The following is a 17,656-nucleotide window of genomic DNA, read 5'->3' on the forward strand; positions in this document are numbered from 1 at the left end:
GCTAACTCCTCAGGAGATCGGCGTCGTCCGAGCGCATCGTCTTCCGGATGCGGTAGAACGCGAGCACGATCGCGAGACCCACGGCGGCTTCCGCCGCCGCGATGGCGATGACGAAGAAAGTGAAGATCTGCCCGGCGTGATCCTGCGGGTGCACCCGGTTGTACGAGACGAGCGTGAGGTTCACGGCGTTGAGCATCAGCTCGATGCTCATCAGCAGGACCAGGAGGTTCCTGCGCAGCAGGAAGCCCACCGACCCGATCGCGAACAGCACCGCCGCGACCACGAGGTAGTACTCGATGGGGACGGAGATCATGACTTCGGCTCCTTCGTCGACAGGGTGAAGTGGCCCGTGAGGGCGCCCGGCTGCGCGTCCGGCGTCGCGACGTCCCGCACCGGGACCTGATCGCGCGGATCCGGCGACGCGGGCGCGGCCGGCAGCAGCGTGGGATCGACCTGCCTGCCGCGGGCGACGGCGACGGCGCCGATCACGGCGACGAGGAGCAGCGCGCCCGAGAGCTCGAAGGGCACGATCCCCTTCGTGAAGAGCTCGTGCCCGAGCGCGTCGATCGTCCCGAGCGACTCGGGGGCGGGCGGCAGGGCCGTGACGCCGGGCTTGCCGGCGCTCGCCGTGAGGACCAGCGCGCCAATGGCGCCGATGATGAAGACGCCGGCGCCGATGTAGCGCGGCACCGCCGTGCGCGCGTCGCGCGGCGACGTCGCCGACGGGCCGAGGAGCATGATCACGAAGAGGAAGAGGATGACGACCGCGCCCGCGTACACGAGGATCTGGATCGCGGCGAGGAACTCCGCGGCCAGCATCAGGTAGAGGCCCGCGATGCCGACGATCGACGTGAGCAGCCCCATCGCGCCCCGGATCGGGTTCCGCGCCGCGACCGTGGCCAGGCCGCCGAGGAGGACCAGCAGCGACGCCAGCCCGAAGAAGGCGAATTCGAAGATTTTCACGGCGAGAGCACCCCTGTCGACGACCGGCCCTTGGTCTGTATGTACGCCTCGAACTCCTTGCGGAACTTCCGCAGGAAGCCGAGCGCGGGCATCGCCGTTCCCTCGCCGAAGGCGCAGATGGTGTTGCCCATGATGTTGTCGGCGATCTCGTGCAGCCGATCGAGCTCCTCGATCGTCCCCTCCCCGTGCACGATGCGGTCGAGGATCCGGTGGATCCACGCGCTGCCCTCGCGGCACGGCGTGCACTGGCCGCACGACTCGTGGCGGTAGAAGCGCATCAGGTTGTGCATCGCGAGGACGGGGCACGCCTTGTCGCTGAGCACGATGGCGCAGCAGGTCCCGAGCATCGTCCCGAGCGCGCGGAACGTGTCCACGCCGAGCGGCACGTCGAGCACGCTCTGGCCGTGCCACGGGTGGAGCGGCGACTTGTCGCTCGGCGCGTTCACGACCTCGTCGGCGCGCAGGATCGGGCACGACGAGCCGCCCGGGATGACCGCGAGGAGGTTGCCGTGCTTCACGCCGCCGGCGAAGTCGTAGATCATCTCGCGCAGCGTCACGCCGACGCACGCCTCGAAGATCCCCGGGTTGTTCACGTGGCCGCTCACGCCGAAGAGGCGACAGCCGCCGTCCTTGAGGTGGTGCAGCGCGGAGAGCTTCGAGAAGTTGTCGCCGCCGAGCTCGAGCGCCGTCGGCACCGCGGCGATCGTCTCGAGGTTGTTCACGGTGGTCGGCATGCCGAACGCGCCGAACTGCGCGGGGAACGGCGGCTTGAGCCGCGGCTCGCCGCGCTTGCCCTCGAGCGAGTTGAGGAGCGACGTCTCCTCCCCGCAGATGTAGGCGCCGGCGCCCGTGTGGACGTAGACCTCGACGGGGTAGTCGATCCCGAACGGGCGCTTGCCGAGGTAGCCCTTGGCGCGCGCCTCCTCGATGGCCTCCCAGAGCCGCGCCTTCGAGAGGTGCAGCTCGTCGCGCACGTAGATGTACGCGGCGTGGGCGCCGATCCCGAAGCAGCCGATGATGCACCCCTCGACGACCGCGTGGGGGTTCTTCTCCATCAGCGTGCGGTCCTTGAAGGTCCCGGGCTCGCCCTCGTCGGCGTTGATGACGAGGTAGTGCGGCCGCTCGGGCTTCGGGGGCCACGGCATGAAGCTCCACTTCACGCCCATGGCGAAGCCGGCGCCGCCGCGGCCGCGGATGTTGGCCGCCTTCATCTCCTCGACGAGCGCCTCGCGCGTCATCCCGAGGGCGCGCTTCGCCTGCTGGTAGCCGCCGCCCTTCTCGTACACGGCCAGCTTGTGGCCGTCGGGCTTGTCGTAGTTCTTGGTCAGGTAGCGCGTCAGCCGGAGCATCTCGTCACCTCGTCAACCGATCGAGGATCGCGTCCACCTTCTCGAGCGTCAGGCCCTCGTGGTAGTCGCGATCGACCTGCATCATCGGGGCGGTGCCGCACGACGCGAGGCACTCTGCGGTGCGCAGCGTGACCCTGCCGTCCTGCGTGGTCTCGCCCACCCGGATCCCGAGCCGCTTCTCGCAGTGGTGCAGCACCGCGTCCGCGCCGTTGAGCGCGCAGCTCAGCGTCCGGCAGACCCAGACCTGGTGCTTGCCCACGGGCTCCTTGTTGAAGAGCGTGTAGAAGGTCGCGACGCCCTGCACGTGCGCCGTCGGGAGGCCGAGCTGCTCGGCGACCCAGCGGAGCACCCGCCCGGAGACCCACCCTTCCTGGCTCTGGCAGAGGTGGAGCACCGGGATGCACGCGGCCTGGCGGTTCGGGTAGCGCGCGAGGATCTTCTCGAACTCGACCTTCCGGTCGGCGCTGAGCGCAAAATCTTCGGTCATGTCGGCTGTTGGCACGGTCCGCTGGCTCCCTGGGCGCGCCGCGGTCGCGGCGTGCCCGCTTCGACATGCAGTGGGGGACCCCGCAACGCGGGTCCCTTCCAAGCGAGGGGTTCGCCCGGAGAGCCGGGCGTCACCTCGTGCGCCTCCTGTGGAGAGGCGCCCACCGGAGGCGGACAGCCCCGCGCACCGGTGGCCGGGCATTCGGTTATCCGTCGCACGGAGCCGTTCCCGAGGCGCGGGCACGCTAGTGAGCGACGGTGGTCACTGTCAAGGCGCGCCGGGGGGAAACCTCCGGCGAATAACAGAAAGGGTTCCGCTGCCCAAGAAAGGTGGTGCCTGGAGCACACGGCGAGCCGGCCGGCCCGTCACGGCCGGTGCGCGGCGCGGCGGGCGAGGCTTCGCGGGCGCGTCGACGCGAGCGCGAGGGCCGCGATGCACCCCAGCAAATCCGGGGGGTTGAGTGTTCATCCTTCGAGGAGCTCCGCCGGCGGACGGGGCCCTCGCGCAACCGCTGCGCGAGCGCGTCGCGCAACGTCTGCATGAGGTGCTCGCGCAGACGTTGCGCGCGACGTGCTCGCGCGCGGCGCAGGGCGAGACGCGCGCGAGGCGCTCTCACCGCGTCCCCTGGAGAGAACTCCCTGGGTTTTCTGGCGGAGAACGCGTAGCCTCGGTCGACGTCCGCAGCGTTCTTCGTCTTTCACTTGAGAACGGGAAGGCGCTTCAACTACCCTTCGCGCCCATTACGACGCGCGCAGGGCGCGGACATGCGGTGCAGCGAACCCCCCTCCGGAGGTGGTGCGTGTTCTGTCCGAATTGTGGGACGCAAAACTCGGAAACGGCGTCCACGTGCACGAAGTGCGGCTTCAACCTGAAGGGAGCGGCCGCGCCGAAGTTCAAGGGCACCATGCTGATGAGTCAGCCCTCCGGGGCGGGCGCGGCGGGCCCGCGGGCCCCGGGGGCGCCTCCGCCTCCGGCGCCGCCTGCCGGCGCCCCGCCGGGTATGCCCGCGATCCCGAGCCCGCCGCAGGGCCTCGCCGGCACGGTGGTCGGCGTCCCCCCGGCGGGGCTCGGCGCCTCGGCCGGGCCTCCCCCTGCCCCACCTCCGCCCGGGATGGGCTACGGGTCGCCGTCCGCCCCGCCGCAGCAGCCGTCCGGCCCCGCCTTCGGCGGCGCGGCCGCGAGCCCGTCGGGCGGCTACGCGCCGTTCGGCCAGCAGCCGAACCAGGGCGTGAACCCGCTCGGCGGCACGATGGCGATCGACCAGCTCCCCGGGTACACCGGTCCGGGCGGGCAGCCGCAGCCCGGCGGCCCGCAGCCCGGCGCGTTCCCGCCGCCCGGCGGCAGCTACGGCCAGCCCCCGCAGGGCGCGGGCGGCAATCCGTTCGGCTCGCCCCCTGGCCAGGATCCGATGGGCGGCCCCGGCGGCGCGCCTCCGGGCTATGGCCAGCCCCCGGGCTACGGCCAGCAGCCCGGCTACGGCCAGCCCCCGGGCTACGGCCAGCAGCCCGGCTACGGCCAGCAGCCCGGGTACGGCCAGCCTCCGCAGCACAGCGCGAGCGGCTACGGTCCGCCTCCGGGCCAGGATCCGCAGGGCGGCTACGGCGGCAGCCCTCCGGGCGGCGGCTACGGCAGCCCCCCGGGCGGCGGCGGCTACGGCAGCCCTCCCGGCGGCGGCGGTTACGGCAGCCCTCCCGGCGGCGGCGGTTACGGCAGCCCCCCGGGTGGCGGCTACGGCGGCCCGCAGGGCGGCGGCTACGGCGGCCCGCAGGGCGGCGGCTACGGCAGCCCGCAGGGCGGCTACGGATCGCCCGCGCCGGGGACGAGCGATCCGGGCGGCTACGGCGGCGCGTCGCCTGCCGGCGGCCCGCTCGCGACGGCCGGTCAGTTCGGGCAGGGCGGCAGCAACCTGGGCGCCTACGGCGGCGGCGGCGCGCTGGCCGTGCGGGGCGAGACGCGCAACCCGATCACGGTCTGCGTGATCGGCATGGTGTGCTTCGTCTACGCCATCTGGCAGCTCTGGGCGATGCTGAACGAGCTGCAGCAGGCGACGAAGGACCCGGAGTTCAAGCCCTGGTACGTCTTCATCCCGCTGCTCAACTACTACTTCCTCTGGGTGAAGGTGCCGGAGCAGGTGACCCGGGCCAAGCAGATGGCCGGCTCGCGCAACCCGCAGGCCGAGGGCATCGTGCTCTACATCTTCCTCCCGCTCTACGCCCTGGCGAAGGACCTCAACGAGGTCTGGGACCCGAACGCCGCGTGAGCGCGCGGTGAGCGCGCGCTAGACCAGCGGTCCACCCGCGCCGCCGTCCTCCTCCGTTGTCCTGTCCGCCCGACGCCCCCGCGCCCGCTCCACCGGCACCGTCCCGGTGGAGCGCGGCGACCCCGCGCGGCCGCGCGGCGCGCGTCGGCGCGATCGCGGCGCTCGCCGGGCTCCTCGTCGCGTGCGGCGTCCCGCTCTGCCCGTTCGCGATCGTCACCCGCCACCCCTGCCCCGGCTGCGGCCTCACGCGCGCGACGCTCGCCCTCGCGCAGGGCCGCGTGGCCGAGGCGCTGCACTTCCACCCGCTCTCCCCGATCATGGCGCCGCTCGTCATCGCCGCGATCGCGTACAACGCGGCGGTCTACGTGAAGGACGGCCGCATCGCGGCGACCGAGGCGGTGCAGGGCGCGTGGGTGACGCGGCTCGGCGTCGCGCTGGCGGTCCTGATGGTCACCGTCTGGGTGGCGCGCTTCCTCGGCGCGTTCGGCGGCCCCGTCCCCGTGTAAACGCGGCGCGGGCGCGCCGTCCGCTGGCGGGCGCGGCACCCACGCCGGGCGCGCCGTCCGCTGGCGGGCGCGCCGTCCGCTCACTCGCCGCGGACGCGCAGCGCCTCGCTGCGCCGCCGCGCCATGGGGCGGAGGGCGCGCCCGGCGTGGGTGCCGCGCCGCGGCCACCCGCGCTGCGGTCGCACGAGCGGGACGCCCACGGAGACGCCGACGCGCAGCAGCACCTCGTACGCGCGCTCGAGCTCGCAGCCGATCACGTCGAGCTGCTCGTCCGTGAGCCCGCGCTTCGCCCTCGGAAAGAGGACGCTCTCCTCCTCGTCGGCGTGGTCGACGAACACCTCCCGCAGCAGCTTGAGGCGCGCCTCGAAGCGCACGTCGGTCGCGCGCGTGCGCAGCAGGTTGTCGGCGGCGAAGCGCGCCAGCCCGTGCTTCTCGTACGCCTCGTGGAGCGGCTTCCTGTCGCCGCCCATCCGCTCGGCACACACCGGATAGAGGTACGTCTCCTCGATCCGTACGTGCGCGTCGATCATCCGGGAGAGCTGCGCGACCATCGACGTCCGGAGCCCCGGGCTGGGCTCGGCGGCGATGCGCGCCATCAGGGCGCTGAGTTCGAGGTGCTGCTGCTCCAAGAGATCGAGTGCGTCCATGGGGTTCCCCTCGCGTGAAGCTCACCGCGCCGCGTCGCCGCCCTTGGGCAGCGCTTGCACAGCCCGCGCGCGGTGCTGCGCGGCGCCGTGCAGGCGGCACCGTCATGGCAAGGAGCGGGCCGCCGCGCGGCGAGCGCGCCGCGCGCGCCGACACCCCACACGTTCGCCGGGCGCCGGTGGGCGCGGGGCTACGCCCGGGCGGCGGCGAGCGCGGCGCGCATCGCCGAGGCGCCGGCGAAGCGGTGGTCGGGGTGCTTGGACAGGGCGCGCGCCAGCACCTCGTCGAGCACGCGCGGGACGTCACGGCGCTCGCGCCGGAGGGGCACGGGCGCGGAGCGCACGATGGCGACGAGCACGTCGAGGTCGCCCCGACCCCGGAAGGGGAGCTTGCCCGAGAGGGCATAGTAAATGAGCAGCGCGGCGGCGAACTGGTCGCTCCGCTCGGTGATCGCGCGGCTGCGCATCGCCTGCTCCGGCGACATGAACAGCAGGGTGCCCACGAGCGACCCGGGGCTGTCCGGCGTCACGCCGTCGCCCGTGTCGACGCCGGGCTCGTGCGCGAAGCCGAGATCGATGAGCTTGACCGTCGGCGCCCCCTCCCCCGGCGCCCCCTCCCCTGCCCCGGCGCCCGGCGCCTCGTCGACGAGCAGGATGTTGCCCGGCTGGAGGTCGCGGTGGACGACCTTCGCCGCGTGCATGGCCGCGAGGCCGGCGAGGATCTGGTCCGCCAGGGCGAGCGCGCGGCCGATCGGCAGAGGGCCGCTGCGCCGCACCTCCTCGCCCAGCGTGACCCCCTCGAAGAGCGGCATCAGGAAGAACGGCCGCCCGTCGGAGAGGCGCCCCTCGCCGAGCACAGGGCAGACGTTCGGGTGATCGATGCGGCGGGCGAGCCGCACCTCGCGGTCGAACCGGCTCTCGATGCCGCGGTCCCCGGCGTGCGCGCGCCGGAGCACCTTGAGCGCCACGGCCTCGCCCGTCGCGACGCGTCGGGCCGCGTAGACCGCGCCCATCCCCCCCTCGGCGATGAGCCGCTCGATGTGCAGTCCCTGCTCTGTACGGCCGACGAGCGGATCGACCGCGGCAGTCCCACACGCCGGCCGCCCCGCCGCCGCGCCGCCCCGCGCCGCGGGCCGCGCCTTCTCCGCCGCCGCGCCGCCCCGCGCCTCCTCGCGGCACCGGCCCGCGTGGCGGACGATGCCGGAACGAGGAGGCAGCCGTCGGTCCGTCGCGACCTCGCGGTCGTCGGCGGCCGGTTCGGGGAGCACCTCAGCGAGCGCGGTCCGGTCACAGCCTGAGCCGGGTGAGCGCTGGAGCTGGCAGCCAGGATTCACTCGAAGAACCTCGTCAGAAATTACCTGACGAGTGTCCATGGTCCACGCCCTCCAGGCAAGCGGATTGGCGACCGAAACGACCGATCCCCGCCCGGTGCCCATCGCGCTTATGTCCCGTATCTACTCAGTTTTTGCCCGGACAAAGCGAACCGCCCGAGGCGTTTCTGGACTGTCGGGCAAATCCTGAATGAATTTGCGTCCCCATCCCCGTTACGATCACAGCGCACCCATCACGACATGTAGGGGAAGCGCTGGATGGCGAAGCGTCTTGATCTCATCCTCGTGATCGACGTCGAATCGACCTGCTGGGACGGCGACCCGCCGCGAGGCGAGGAGAACGAGATCATCGAGATCGGCGTGTGCACGCTGGAGGTCGGCTCGGGCCGGCGGCGCGACCGGCGGTCGATCCTGGTGCGCCCGGAGCGCTCGCGCGTGAGCCCGTTCTGTACGTCGCTCACGACGCTGACCCAGGCGGACGTCGACGCGGGCGTCTCGTTCAAGGAGGCGTGCGCGATCCTGCGGGGCGAGCTCAAGGCGCAGGACCGCCTCTGGGCGAGCTACGGCGACTACGACCGGTGCATGTTCGAGCGGCAGTGCCAGGCGCGCGGCGTGCCGTTCCCGTTCGGGCCGAGCCACCTCAACGTGAAGACCCTGTTCGCGGTGGCGCGCGCGCTGCCGCGCGAGGTCGGGATGGCCGAGGCCCTGGAGCGCGTGGGCCTGCCGCTCGCCGGGACGCACCACCGGGGCGGCGACGACGCCTACAACATCGCGGGCCTGCTCGCGCACCTCCTGCTGGCCGCGCGGCGCTGACGGCCGGCGCCCGGGGCGCTCGCGCGATCGCCGCCGCCTCGTCGAGGGCGCGCGGCGCTGACGCGGCCGGCGCGCCGGGCGCTCACGCGATCGGCGCCGCCTCGGGCACGTCGGGCCGCTCCTCCGCGGCCTCGCCGGCCGGCGGGGCGCCGGCCGCGGCGCCGTCGCGCTCGTCGCGCCAGCCACGCTCGCGCTCCGCGTCGCCGAGGGCGGCCGCGCCGGCCGCGGCGGGCGGCACCGTCGCCGCGGCGAGGAGGTACGTGAGGCCGGCGCCGAGCAGCAGGGCGCTGTAGCCGAGGTTCATCGCACACAGCGCGCCGAGCGCCATCGCCGCCGCGCCGGCGAGGGCCGAGAGCGCCCAGCACAGCGGGAGCAGCGCCGGCGCGGCCGCGTCGACGAGCTTGACCCCGAGCGGCACGAGCGAGCCCGCGAGCAGGCCGAACGCCGCGAGGAGCACGACCGCGAGCAGCGCGCGCGGGAAGGACGCGAGCCCGAGGCTCCACCGCGCGAGCGGGACGAGCCCCACCGCGCCGAGCGCCGCGGCGGCCGCGAGCGCCTCGGCCACCTGCGCCGAGGCCCCGGCCGCGGCGCTCGGCGCCACCCGGGCGGTGAGCAGGCCGCCCAGGCCGGCCGAGACAAGGAGGATCACGAGGGCGGCCGGGAGCTCGTGCGAGGGCAGGTCGAGCAGCAGGAGCGCGTGCCGGAAGACGGCGAGCTCGACCAGCGCGAAGCCCGCGCCGATCGCCGCGAAGAACGCGAGGGCGCGGGCGCGGGACGGCGGGGGCGCCGCCGCGTCGGTCGCGGGGGCCGCCGCGTCGGTCGCGGGGGCCGCCGCGTCGGCGCGCCGGAGGAAGCGGCCGGCGCGCGCCGCGAGCCGCGGGAGCAGCGCGGCGATCGCGAAGAGGCCGGACGCGACGGCGAGCAGCGCCGCGAGCGCGAACAGGCCCGTGTGCTCGGCGCGGAGCGCCTTCCAGTCGACGAGCACCGCGGGCAGGCGGCGCGGCGGGACGGCGTAGGAGAAGAACGGCCTGTCGTCGGTCGGCGGCGTGAGGTCGCTCGTCGCGTCGGGCGCCGCCGCGCGCGCGTCGGCCGCCGCGGCGAGCCACGCGCGGATCGGGGTCTGCGGGCGGTCGGGGGCGAACGCCTCCGCGAGCTTGTGCCTGCGGCAGTGGCGGCGGAGCGCGTCGATGTCCGCGCGCGCGAGCGGCGTGCGCCGGGCGAGGAGCGCGGTCCGCTGCGCGGCGCTGCACGCGAAGAGGTGGTCCTTCGGCTCGGCCGCGCCAGCGCGGCGCAGCGCCGCGGCCGTGAGGGCGAGCAGGCGATCGAGGTCGCCCTCCGGCCGGCTCACGACGAGCGTCCCCTCGGGCAGCAGGCGCGCGAGGAAGTCGCCGAGGCCCTCGACCGTGGCCAGCCGGCTCTCCGACAGCGCGAGCGCGCCGGTCGCGGCTGCCTCGGCGGTGTCGGGCGACGGGATCACGATGTTCCTGAAGAGCAGCGGCGTGCGCCGGGCGAAGCTCCGCGCGTCGCCCAGCTCGAGGTGGACCTCGGGCTTGTCGTAGAGGCGGCCGCTGAACTCGGCGTACTTCCCGCGCATCAGCTCGACGACGGCGCGATCGCTCTCCACCGCGACGACGTCCTTCTGGCCGGCCTTGAGCGCGGCGCGCACGTCGCGCCCGCCGCCGGCGCCGACGACGAGCGCGGGGCCCTGGTCCCGGTGGAGCGCGTAGGCGATGTCCTCGGGCTGCGGCGGCGGCGTCGCCTTCGCGTCGAGGATCGGGCTCGCCGCGACCCCGTCGATCCGCAGCATCGCCGCGCCGGCCCGCGGGCGGTCGACCGTGATCAGCGAGCGCTCGCTCCAGGCCTCGAGCTCGGTCCGGTCGGGGGTGGTCCGGCGGAGGCCGGCGAGCCGCAGCCACGGGGCGCCGACGTCGCCGGCGAGGAGCACGACGCTGCCGAGCACGAAGGTCGCGACGAGGCCGCCGGGGGCCCGCTGCTCGCCCTCGCGGCGCGACCCGAGGAAGAAGAACACACCCGCCACGGCGAAGAAGATCGCCGCCGCCAGCGCGGCGCGGGGCGCGCCGGCGCGGAGCGCGGCGGCCGCCGCGAGCCCGCCCAGCGACCCGCCGACGAGGTCGAGCAGGTAGAGGCGGGGCATCTCGGCGGCGGCGTGCCGGATCGCGGCCGCGAGCGCGAGGCCCGAAAGGGCGAACGGGACGGTGCACGCGGCGTAGACCAGCGCGAGCCACGGGAGCGACCCCGGCGCGGAGACCGACGCCGGCCCGCGCTGCGCGACCAGGATGATCGCGGCGAGCGTCGCGCCCGACGCGAGCGCGGAGAGCGCCGCCATCCGGGCGAAGAGCGCGGGCGGGCGGACGAGCGACGGGGCGACATAGAGCAGCGCGCCGCCGAGGCCGGCGCCGACGAGCGACAGCGCGAGCGTGACGAACGCGTGCGGCTGCCCGAACAGCGCCCCGTGGATCCGCGTGAGCGCGATCTCGAGCAGGACCGTGGCGCACGCGAGGGCCGCGACGCCGCTGAAGAGGCCGCTCCGTTGGCAGACGCGCATGGGCCCGCTCCTACCACAGCGCGCCGCGGTCGCCTCACCTCTCTCGACCGAGCGGCGCGAGCGGCCAGGGCGCGAGCAGGGGCACGGGCCCGCTCGGCCGGAACCCGGTCGCGCCGCCCGGCCCCTGCCGCGCGGCCGCCGCGGCGCCGCCCGGCGGGGCTCCCGCGGCGCGGTCAGGGGCCCCGGCCGCGCCGCGCGGCGGGGGCGCGCGGGATCCGCCTTCATTGCGCCCCGGGGGCGCGCCGCTCTGGCGGATCGCGCGCGCGCACTCGTCGACCGTGAGGCGGCGCGGCCCGTAGGCCGAGGCGTTGGCCGCGTCGGCGTCCATCAGCCGCGTCGGGGTGTCGATGCCGAAGTCGTCCGGGTGCCCCGGCTCGTCGAGCAGCACGTGCCCGAGCTCGTGCGACAGCGCGAACGAGGCGCGATCGGCGCGCAGGCCGGCGCGGTCCTCGATGATCGTGTTCCGGATCGCCCCGCCGTCCGCGAAGATGAACGACTCGCCGATCCGCCCGCCGCCCGCGAAGCTCGGGACCATCACGACGTCGACGGTGGCGGGGTCGCCGTCGTCGAACGCCTTGAGCAGCGCGCGCTCCTCGACGGTGCCGGCGATCGCGTCCGTGTCGCTGAAGTGCTGGAGGCCGTCGTCGAGCTCGACGGCGCCGATGCACGCGGTGAGCGTGGCGTCGGTGCTCAGCGCGCCCGACGCCGGCGGCTCGATCGTCGCGAGCGCGCCGCCCGGGCGCCGCACGAGCACGTCGGTGGTCCCGTGGGCGCCCGCGCCGATGACGGGGTTGTCGGAGAGGCGCACCGAGAACCCCGCGGCGGCGATCGCCGCGGCGACGGCGCGGGCGGCGGCGTCGGGGCGCATGCGGGGCGCGATGGTCGCGGTCACCTCGTGGCCGTCGACGCGCACGCGGATCGCGCCGCCGCTGGCCGGGAGCCCGTGGTCGCAGCCGATCGCGAGCAGGTGGGGCCGCGGGGGGTCGACGAAGGAGATGTCGAGCTCCTCCGGCGGGCCGAAGCTCACGCCGCACGCGCCCCAGAGGGCGTTCGCGCGCTCGACCTCCGCGCGCGCGATCGCGACGGCGCCCGCGTCGTCCCCGCCCATGGGCGGCGGCCCGCCCGCGCGCGGGCGCACCATGAGGATCCGGAGGCGCGCGCGCGTGCGCCCGAGGGGCCCGAGCGGCGAGGTGCGCGGGCCGGCGATGCGGATCATCTGGAGCTTCGGCCCGCCGGGCACGGCGACGACGAGCGCCCCGCCGACCTCGCCCTTCACGGAGCGGTCGGCGATCATCGGGTGGTTGCGATCGATGTCGTCCGCGACCGCGCGGAGGGGGCGCGTCGAGCCGCACACGAGGCCGGGCGGGACGTCCTCGGGGCACGGCACGTGGCCGAGCGGCACGCTGGCGAGGCGGTCGATCACCCTCCCGGACGGCGCCGCGGAGTGGACGTCGAGGGTCACCGGCACGTCGTCCGGCGCGCCGATCACGAGCAGCCGGATCGCGTCGGGGTCGTCGAGGTTGCCGAACGGATCGTCGCCGAGCCGGTCCGGGGGCGTGCGCTGCAGCGAGGCGTGGGAGCGCGCCATGTCGATGCGGCGTCCGGCGCCGTCGATCGCGCGGATCTCGAAGGCGCTGATCGCCACCGTCCTCCCGGCGAGCGCGATCTCGCTCCGCCCGGCGCGGGTCGCCTGGAGCTCGACGCGGCGGGCGTTCGCGGGGATCGCGCTGGCGGGCTGGACGGGGCTGCCGTCGACGAGGAGCCGCACGCCAGCGGGGATCGTCGCGGGCGCCGCGCCGCGCGGCATGCGCAGCGCGAGCAGATCCGGCGAGGGCGGCACGCGCGGCTGCTCGCCGTCGGGCACGCCGTCGGCGTCGTCGTCGTCGAGATCGGCCACGAGCAGCGCGGGCCCGGGCTCCGCGGCGGCGGCGCTGGCCGGGCCGACGAGGGCGCCGAGGAGGACCGAGAGTGCCGTCAGCCGCCGGTTCATGATCGCATCGCCCTGCCCGCTCGCCCCCCTCGGTCGAGTCTATCGCGCCTTCGGTCGAGCGCCGCTCGCGCCCGCGCGGCGGGCGCCGTCGCATGGCCTGCGGGCGCGGGCCGTCGGGAGCCCTCCGATGGCGGTGCGTCCAGCCCCGCACAACGTGCCGCCTCGTGGTCAGCGTCAGCGCGGTCATTTTCGATGTCGACGGGACGATCCTCGACACGGTCGACCTGCACGCGGCCGCCTGGCAGCTCGCCTTCCGCCGGTTCGGCCGCGAGGTCTCGCTGGAGCGGCTGCGGCGCCAGATCGGCAAGGGCGCGGGCGAGCTCTTGCCGGTGTTCCTGTCGCCCGAGGAGATCGGCTGGATCGGCGCCGGCGTCGCGTCGCTGCACGACGCGCTCTACGGGCGCGAGCTCCTCCCTGGCGCGCGCGCCTTTCCGGGGGTGCGCGCGCTGTTCGAGCGCGTCGCGCGCGACGGGCGCCGGATCGTCCTCGCCTCCTCGACGCCGCGCGGCGAGCTCGACGCGAGCGTCGCGCTCGCCGGGGTGGGCGATCTGGTCTCGGGGACGGTGTCGGCGGACGACGTGGAGCGATCGAAGCCGCACCCGGATCTCTTCGAGGCGGCGCTCGACCGGCTGGGCAGCGTCGATCCGCGCGAGGTCGTCCTCGTCGGCGACGCGCCGTCCGACGCCGAGGCCGCGGCGAAGCTCGGCATCCTCACGGTGGGGCTCCTCTGCGGAGGCTTCCCCGAGATGGAGCTGCTCGAGGCCGGTTGCGCGGCGCTCTACCGCGATCCCGAGGACCTGCTCGCGCGGTACGACGCCTCGCCGCTCGCGCCGCTCACGCAGCGGCTCGCGTCGTAGCCGGCGGCTCAGGAGGCACCGGGGGCGTGCTCGGCGCGCGCGGCGCGGGCGCGCTGGCTCTCCGGGGCAGCGAGCTGCTCGCGCAGGGCTCTCCGCTGCGGCTCGTCGACCGGGGACGCGGCGGTCGAGCCGTCGCGGAGCTCCACCGCGTAGATGGCGTCGAGCGGCAGGAGGTCGAGCAGCGCGGGGCTCTCCGTCGTGAGCAGGATGTGCCGCTGGGCGGAGGCGCCGCGCACGTACTCGAGGAGCGCCGGCAGCGCGCCCCGATCGAGCCCGGCGTCGGGGTGCTCGAAGCCGGCGAGCACGAGCGGGGGCTCCTGCGAGAGCGCCGTGACCATGGCGGCGAGCCTCAGCGTGGCGTCCGGCTCGTCGGCGGCGGCCCGCCAGCGCTCGCGCCCGTCGCCGTCGACGCCGTGGCGCAGCTCCGGGACGAGGAGCCCGCCGGACGAGAGCGCGCGGGCGCCGTCGACGTCGCCGATCACCTGCGACAGCCCGGCGAGGAAGTCGTCCTTCCAGCGCTCCTTCTCGACCGCGCGGAGGACGGAGCCCCAGTTGTCGCCGCTCGCGCGGAGGCGCCGGGAGGCGCTGAGCTTCTGGGGCGCGCGGAGGGTGCGCGGCGCGAGGGAGTAGAGGACGGCGCGGCGCAGCTCGTCGAGCATCGGGGTGAGCGGGCCGTCGGAGAGCAGCGGCAGGACGAGCCTCGCGCCGCTCACGGCGATCGGCGCGACCCCGCGGTAGGCGAGCGTGCCGCTGCGCCCCTTGTCCTTGCGCGAGAACCCCTTCGGGCTGCCCTTGAGCCGGTCGAACGAGACCTCGGGCGAGTCGCTGCCCGCGTCGAACACCTCGCGCAGGCCCGGCTTGACGAGCCGCGTGAGCGCGCTGCGCTGCCACCAGGCGGCGGTCTCGCTCTTGACGCGGATCTCGCCGTCCCGCTCCCCCGGCTCGATCTGCACGAGCCAGAACCCGTGGCCCTCGGTCCTGGAGACCGCGACGCCGAGGGTGGTGAGCGCGCCGTCGCGGCGAGGCCGCTGCAGCGCGCCGCCGCGGCGGCTCGACGCCGCCTGATCGAGCGCCCCGCTCGCGCACTCGGCGAGGAACCGCACGGCGTCGAGCAGGCAGCCCTTCCCCGAGCCGGGCGGGCCGACCAGCGCGGTCAGCGCCCCGAGCGTGAGCTCGAGGCCGGCCCCGATGCTGCCGTAGTTGCTGACGTAGACGTGGGTGATCATCGCGGCACGGCGCCTCGGCTCGAGGACATCCATCCCCCTTTCCGCGCTGCGAGACCGCCGGCAGGGGCGGCTGGATCGTGCTTCCGGGACGCCGAAGCAGCCGCCAGGGACGCCGGAATAGCCGCCAGGCACGCCGGAATAGCCACCACGCACGCCGGAATAGCCACCAGGCACGCCGGAATAGCCACCACGCACGCCGGAATAGCCGCCACGCACGCCGGAATAGCCGCCAGGGACACGCAGCTGCGCTTCAGAGACTCATCGCGCTGCGCGTCAGGGACGCCGGAATAGCCGCCAGGGACGCCGGAACAGTCGCCAGGGACGCCGGAACAGTCGCCAGGGACGCCGGAACAGTCGCCAGGGACGCCGGAACAGTCGCCAGGGACGCCGGAACAGTCGCCAGGGACGCCGGAACAGTCGCCAGGGACGCCGGAGCAGCCGCCAGGGACGCGGCGCTGCGCCTCCGGGACATCCGGCCGACGGGGGAGAGGACCGCTGGACGCTGCCACGGTCTCGCTCCGGAAAGATCCTGACGCCAGGGCGGTTAGCCGCCCATCCCGGGCCGGCTCCACGCGGCCCTCCGTACCGTCTTGAGGATCTCCGATGCACCCCACCCGACGACGATCATCGAACGCCTCGTCAGAGATGGCCGCAACAAGAACCTTGCAGAAGCAGCGCCAACCCCGCGCGGCAAGGCGGACGCGCTCGGAGGATGGTAAGGCCCGGCACGAAATCGCGCCGGCGAGCCGACGACCGTGCGCTAGGGTCGCGGAGGCGGGTAGACGCTGAGAGGTCCGGGCGCAGCGAGGAACCGCAGCGCGTTTTCGAGCGTGCGGAACGACCTCGCCTGCGACGCGCGCAGCACGCCGAAGTCGATCCACTGGGTGAGCTTGAGCTGGTCGAGCGTGGGCTTGTAGGCCTTGCCCGGTGGGAAGCGCTTCGAGAGCCACCCCTTCACGTCGCGGATGCCCTCGGGATCCTCCGGGCACGTCGTGCCTTCCGCGATGCGCACGCCGGGCCGGATCTCCCGGCCCGCCATGAGGTGGATGCACGGCAGGAACCACGCCTCGAACTCGCGGTGCGCCAGCACCACAGCAGCAGGAAAGGGCAGGCTCGCAGCAGCAACCCACGCCGCGGTTTCGGGTCCCGCCGTGGCCGGGCATCCGTCGTCCTCATCACGGAGCAGCAACGCGAACGTGCAGTCGCGCTCGCTGCGCAGAAGCTCGCAGGCCTGCATCACGCCGGCGCGGGTGTTGAGCGCCTTGCCGCGCTTCGGGGGCCCCCAGACCGCATGCGGCAGCCCAAGGTCGGCCCAGAGCCGGATGACCAGGTTCCTCGCCGCCTCGACCTCACCGTGGCCCTCGACGACCAGGTGGGCCTTACCCATCGCTCGCGGGCTCCTCGGGGCGGAGGCCTTCGGCGTGGAGGAGATCGCTGGTCGACATCAGGCGCTTGCGCACGAGCTCGCGCTGCCGCTCCTCGACGCGCGCCACCGTGGTCGCGCCGTCGCGCCGCTCCACGACGAGGACGTCATCGATCGGAACAAGATCCAGCAGCTCGGGGCTGTGCGTCGTGAGCAGGATCTGGCCGCGCGTCGAGGCTTCCTTCAAGAAATCGTAGAGAAGCGAGATCGCCCCTGGATGTACGCCCAGCTCCGGCTCCTCGAAGCCCAGGAGCGCCGGCGCGGGCTCCTGGAAGAGCGCCGTGAGAAGGGCCGCGACGCGCAGGGTACCGTCCGACTCCTGCGCAGCCCCGTGCCAGCGCTCGCGCCCCTGCACGTCGACGCCGTGGCGGAACTCCGGGATCAGGAACCCTCCCGCCTCCGTGACGCGGTACTCGTCGATATCCAAGGCGATGCGCCCGAGGGCAGCAACGAGCTCGGCGCCCCAGGTAGATCGCTCGATCGCCCTCAACGTCGAGGCCCAGTTGCTGCCCTTTGTACGCATCGGCTTGGATGGATCCGGGTGCTGTGGAGCGCGCAGCACGTCCGGGAACAACGAGTAGATCGCGACGCTGCGCAGCTCCTCCATGAGGGGAGCAAAGTGAGACAGCGCCACCGGCGCGAGCAGAGGGAAGAGCGAAGCATCGTGGCCAAAGGACGATGGAATTTGCAGGTAGTGATGCCCCTTGTGCGTGACGAAGCGCTGCGGCGCCGAAAACTCGGTGTCCCCGGTCGGCGTGGTGCCGCCCGTGTCGCTGCCGAGGAGCGTCCTCCGCTCCTCCTCGGTCCACTTGTCCTCGGGCTCCTCGAGGAGCTCAAAGATGCGGGTTCGGGTCCTGGAATCGGGCGCTTTCCCTGGAAACCACACCGCGCGCTCACGCTTCACGGATAAGCTGCCGTACTTGTCGGCCGACGTGAGCGTGAAGCCCCAGATGCCGGCGCCTTGCTCGCGCTCGATGTGCACTTCGAGAAGCACATCGGAGGGTTCACGAGCATTTCCGTAGCGCAGCGCATCGAGCCCGTGCCGAACAGCAACCGGTCTGTCGATCCCTCCGCTCGCGCACTCGGCGAGGAAGCGGAGGATGTCCACGACGTTGCTCTTGCCCGAGGCGTTCGGCCCCACGAGGACCGTCATCGCCCCGAGCTCGAGCTCGATCCGCTCCCCGATGCTGCGGAAGTTACGGGCGCAGATCCTGGTGATCATCGCGTCTCAGCCTCCCCCA

15 protein-coding genes and 1 pseudogene are annotated in these 17,656 nt (G+C 74.3%); 5 read left to right on the forward strand and 11 right to left on the reverse strand.

The genetic code is table 11. The features are described from left to right. Position 1: 1 nt before the first annotated feature. The 4 genes from nuoK to nuoE are packed head-to-tail and all read right to left on the reverse strand — an operon-like array spanning position 2 to position 2,799. On the reverse strand, positions 2 to 313 hold the full coding sequence (gene nuoK, locus WME76_RS18590; RefSeq protein ID WP_061618490.1) for an NADH-quinone oxidoreductase subunit NuoK: 312 nt from the start codon (positions 311 to 313) through the stop codon (positions 2 to 4). Beyond that, positions 310 to 963, reverse strand: coding sequence for an NADH-quinone oxidoreductase subunit J family protein (locus tag WME76_RS18595; protein ID WP_437961431.1), 654 nt, complete (start codon positions 961 to 963; stop codon positions 310 to 312). The genes nuoK and WME76_RS18595 overlap by 4 nt, the downstream gene beginning before the upstream one ends. Beyond that, positions 960 to 2,312 carry an NADH-quinone oxidoreductase subunit NuoF gene (gene nuoF / locus WME76_RS18600; RefSeq protein ID WP_061618488.1) on the reverse strand — a complete coding sequence of 451 codons (1,353 nt, stop codon included), beginning with the start codon at positions 2,310 to 2,312 and terminating at the stop codon, positions 960 to 962. Before nuoF ends, WME76_RS18595 begins: the two co-directional genes overlap by 4 nt. Before the next feature lie 4 nt (positions 2,313 to 2,316). Beyond that, positions 2,317 to 2,799 (reverse strand): NADH-quinone oxidoreductase subunit NuoE, encoded by a 483-nt coding sequence (nuoE, locus tag WME76_RS18605; protein ID WP_434048636.1) that lies wholly within the window; start codon positions 2,797 to 2,799, stop codon positions 2,317 to 2,319. A gap of 799 nt (positions 2,800 to 3,598) precedes the next feature. On the opposite strand from nuoE, the pseudogene WME76_RS18610 reads away from it, so the two are divergent. From WME76_RS18610 to WME76_RS18620, 3 genes and pseudogenes are all read left to right on the forward strand, one after another. Beyond that, positions 3,599 to 3,664: pseudogene (locus WME76_RS18610) on the forward strand (zinc-ribbon domain-containing protein); the annotation flags it as partial. Positions 3,665 to 3,703: 39 nt separating this feature from the next. Beyond that, positions 3,704 to 5,059, forward strand: coding sequence for a hypothetical protein (locus WME76_RS18615; protein ID WP_437962254.1), 1,356 nt, complete (start codon positions 3,704 to 3,706; stop codon positions 5,057 to 5,059). 56 nt (positions 5,060 to 5,115) lie between these two features. Continuing rightward, complete coding sequence (locus WME76_RS18620) at positions 5,116 to 5,565, forward strand: DUF2752 domain-containing protein (protein WP_437961432.1); 450 nt, start codon at positions 5,116 to 5,118, stop codon at positions 5,563 to 5,565. An 80-nt stretch (positions 5,566 to 5,645) separates the two neighbouring features. Here WME76_RS18620 and WME76_RS18625 read toward each other — a convergent pair whose 3' ends face one another. Next, the gene (locus WME76_RS18625; RefSeq protein WP_437961433.1) at positions 5,646 to 6,212 is read right to left on the reverse strand and encodes a hemerythrin domain-containing protein; all 567 of its coding nucleotides are present in this window, start codon (positions 6,210 to 6,212) and stop codon (positions 5,646 to 5,648) included. Positions 6,213 to 6,400: 188 nt separating this feature from the next. Continuing rightward, the gene (locus WME76_RS18630) at positions 6,401 to 7,477 is read right to left on the reverse strand and encodes a serine/threonine-protein kinase (protein ID WP_437961434.1); all 1,077 of its coding nucleotides are present in this window, start codon (positions 7,475 to 7,477) and stop codon (positions 6,401 to 6,403) included. A gap of 321 nt (positions 7,478 to 7,798) precedes the next feature. On the opposite strand from WME76_RS18630, the gene WME76_RS18635 reads away from it, so the two are divergent. Further along, positions 7,799 to 8,353, forward strand: coding sequence for an exonuclease domain-containing protein (locus WME76_RS18635; protein WP_437961435.1), 555 nt, complete (start codon positions 7,799 to 7,801; stop codon positions 8,351 to 8,353). An 82-nt stretch (positions 8,354 to 8,435) separates the two neighbouring features. Here the strand turns inward: WME76_RS18635 and WME76_RS18640 are convergent, their stop codons facing one another. After that, complete coding sequence (locus WME76_RS18640) at positions 8,436 to 10,919, reverse strand: hypothetical protein (RefSeq protein ID WP_437961436.1); 2,484 nt, start codon at positions 10,917 to 10,919, stop codon at positions 8,436 to 8,438. A gap of 34 nt (positions 10,920 to 10,953) precedes the next feature. Then, positions 10,954 to 12,909 (reverse strand): hypothetical protein, encoded by a 1,956-nt coding sequence (locus tag WME76_RS18645; RefSeq protein ID WP_437961437.1) that lies wholly within the window; start codon positions 12,907 to 12,909, stop codon positions 10,954 to 10,956. A gap of 164 nt (positions 12,910 to 13,073) precedes the next feature. Between WME76_RS18645 and WME76_RS18650 the strand changes: the two genes are divergently transcribed. After that, a complete protein-coding gene (locus WME76_RS18650; RefSeq protein ID WP_437961438.1) occupies positions 13,074 to 13,766 on the forward strand; it encodes an HAD family hydrolase in 693 nt (230 codons plus the stop codon). Positions 13,767 to 13,774: 8 nt separating this feature from the next. Here the strand turns inward: WME76_RS18650 and WME76_RS18655 are convergent, their stop codons facing one another. From WME76_RS18655 to WME76_RS18665, 3 genes are all read right to left on the reverse strand, one after another. Beyond that, positions 13,775 to 14,992: an AAA family ATPase gene (locus WME76_RS18655; RefSeq protein WP_437961439.1), complete on the reverse strand. Its 1,218-nt coding sequence runs from the start codon at positions 14,990 to 14,992 to the stop codon at positions 13,775 to 13,777. 760 nt (positions 14,993 to 15,752) lie between these two features. Beyond that, a complete protein-coding gene (locus WME76_RS18660) occupies positions 15,753 to 16,379 on the reverse strand; it encodes a DUF4276 family protein (protein ID WP_437961440.1) in 627 nt (208 codons plus the stop codon). Beyond that, positions 16,372 to 17,637: an AAA family ATPase gene (locus WME76_RS18665; RefSeq protein WP_437961441.1), complete on the reverse strand. Its 1,266-nt coding sequence runs from the start codon at positions 17,635 to 17,637 to the stop codon at positions 16,372 to 16,374. The genes WME76_RS18660 and WME76_RS18665 overlap by 8 nt, the downstream gene beginning before the upstream one ends. Between the last annotated feature and the right edge of the window lie 19 nt (positions 17,638 to 17,656).

Source organism: Sorangium sp. So ce119 (genome assembly GCF_051524405.1).
In the GTDB taxonomy this organism is placed as follows: domain Bacteria; phylum Myxococcota_A; class Polyangia; order Polyangiales; family Polyangiaceae; genus Sorangium; species Sorangium cellulosum_G.

Excerpts from the sequence above, each read along its gene's own strand:
- nuoK (WP_061618490.1), bottom strand. The coding sequence starts at position 313 with ATGATCTCCGTCCCCATCGAGTACTACCTCGTGGTCGCGGCGGTGCTG.
- nuoF (WP_061618488.1), bottom strand. The coding sequence starts at position 2,312 with ATGCTCCGGCTGACGCGCTACCTGACCAAGAACTACGACAAGCCCGAC.
- nuoE (WP_434048636.1), bottom strand. The coding sequence starts at position 2,799 with ATGACCGAAGATTTTGCGCTCAGCGCCGACCGGAAGGTCGAGTTCGAG.
- WME76_RS18615 (WP_437962254.1), top strand. The coding sequence starts at position 3,704 with ATGCTGATGAGTCAGCCCTCCGGGGCGGGCGCGGCGGGCCCGCGGGCC.
- WME76_RS18625 (WP_437961433.1), bottom strand. The coding sequence starts at position 6,212 with ATGGACGCACTCGATCTCTTGGAGCAGCAGCACCTCGAACTCAGCGCC.
- WME76_RS18635 (WP_437961435.1), top strand. The coding sequence starts at position 7,799 with ATGGCGAAGCGTCTTGATCTCATCCTCGTGATCGACGTCGAATCGACC.
- WME76_RS18640 (WP_437961436.1), bottom strand. The coding sequence starts at position 10,919 with ATGCGCGTCTGCCAACGGAGCGGCCTCTTCAGCGGCGTCGCGGCCCTC.
- WME76_RS18645 (WP_437961437.1), bottom strand. The coding sequence starts at position 12,909 with ATGAACCGGCGGCTGACGGCACTCTCGGTCCTCCTCGGCGCCCTCGTC.
- WME76_RS18655 (WP_437961439.1), bottom strand. The coding sequence starts at position 14,992 with ATGATCACCCACGTCTACGTCAGCAACTACGGCAGCATCGGGGCCGGC.
- WME76_RS18660 (WP_437961440.1), bottom strand. The coding sequence starts at position 16,379 with ATGGGTAAGGCCCACCTGGTCGTCGAGGGCCACGGTGAGGTCGAGGCG.
- WME76_RS18665 (WP_437961441.1), bottom strand. The coding sequence starts at position 17,637 with ATGATCACCAGGATCTGCGCCCGTAACTTCCGCAGCATCGGGGAGCGG.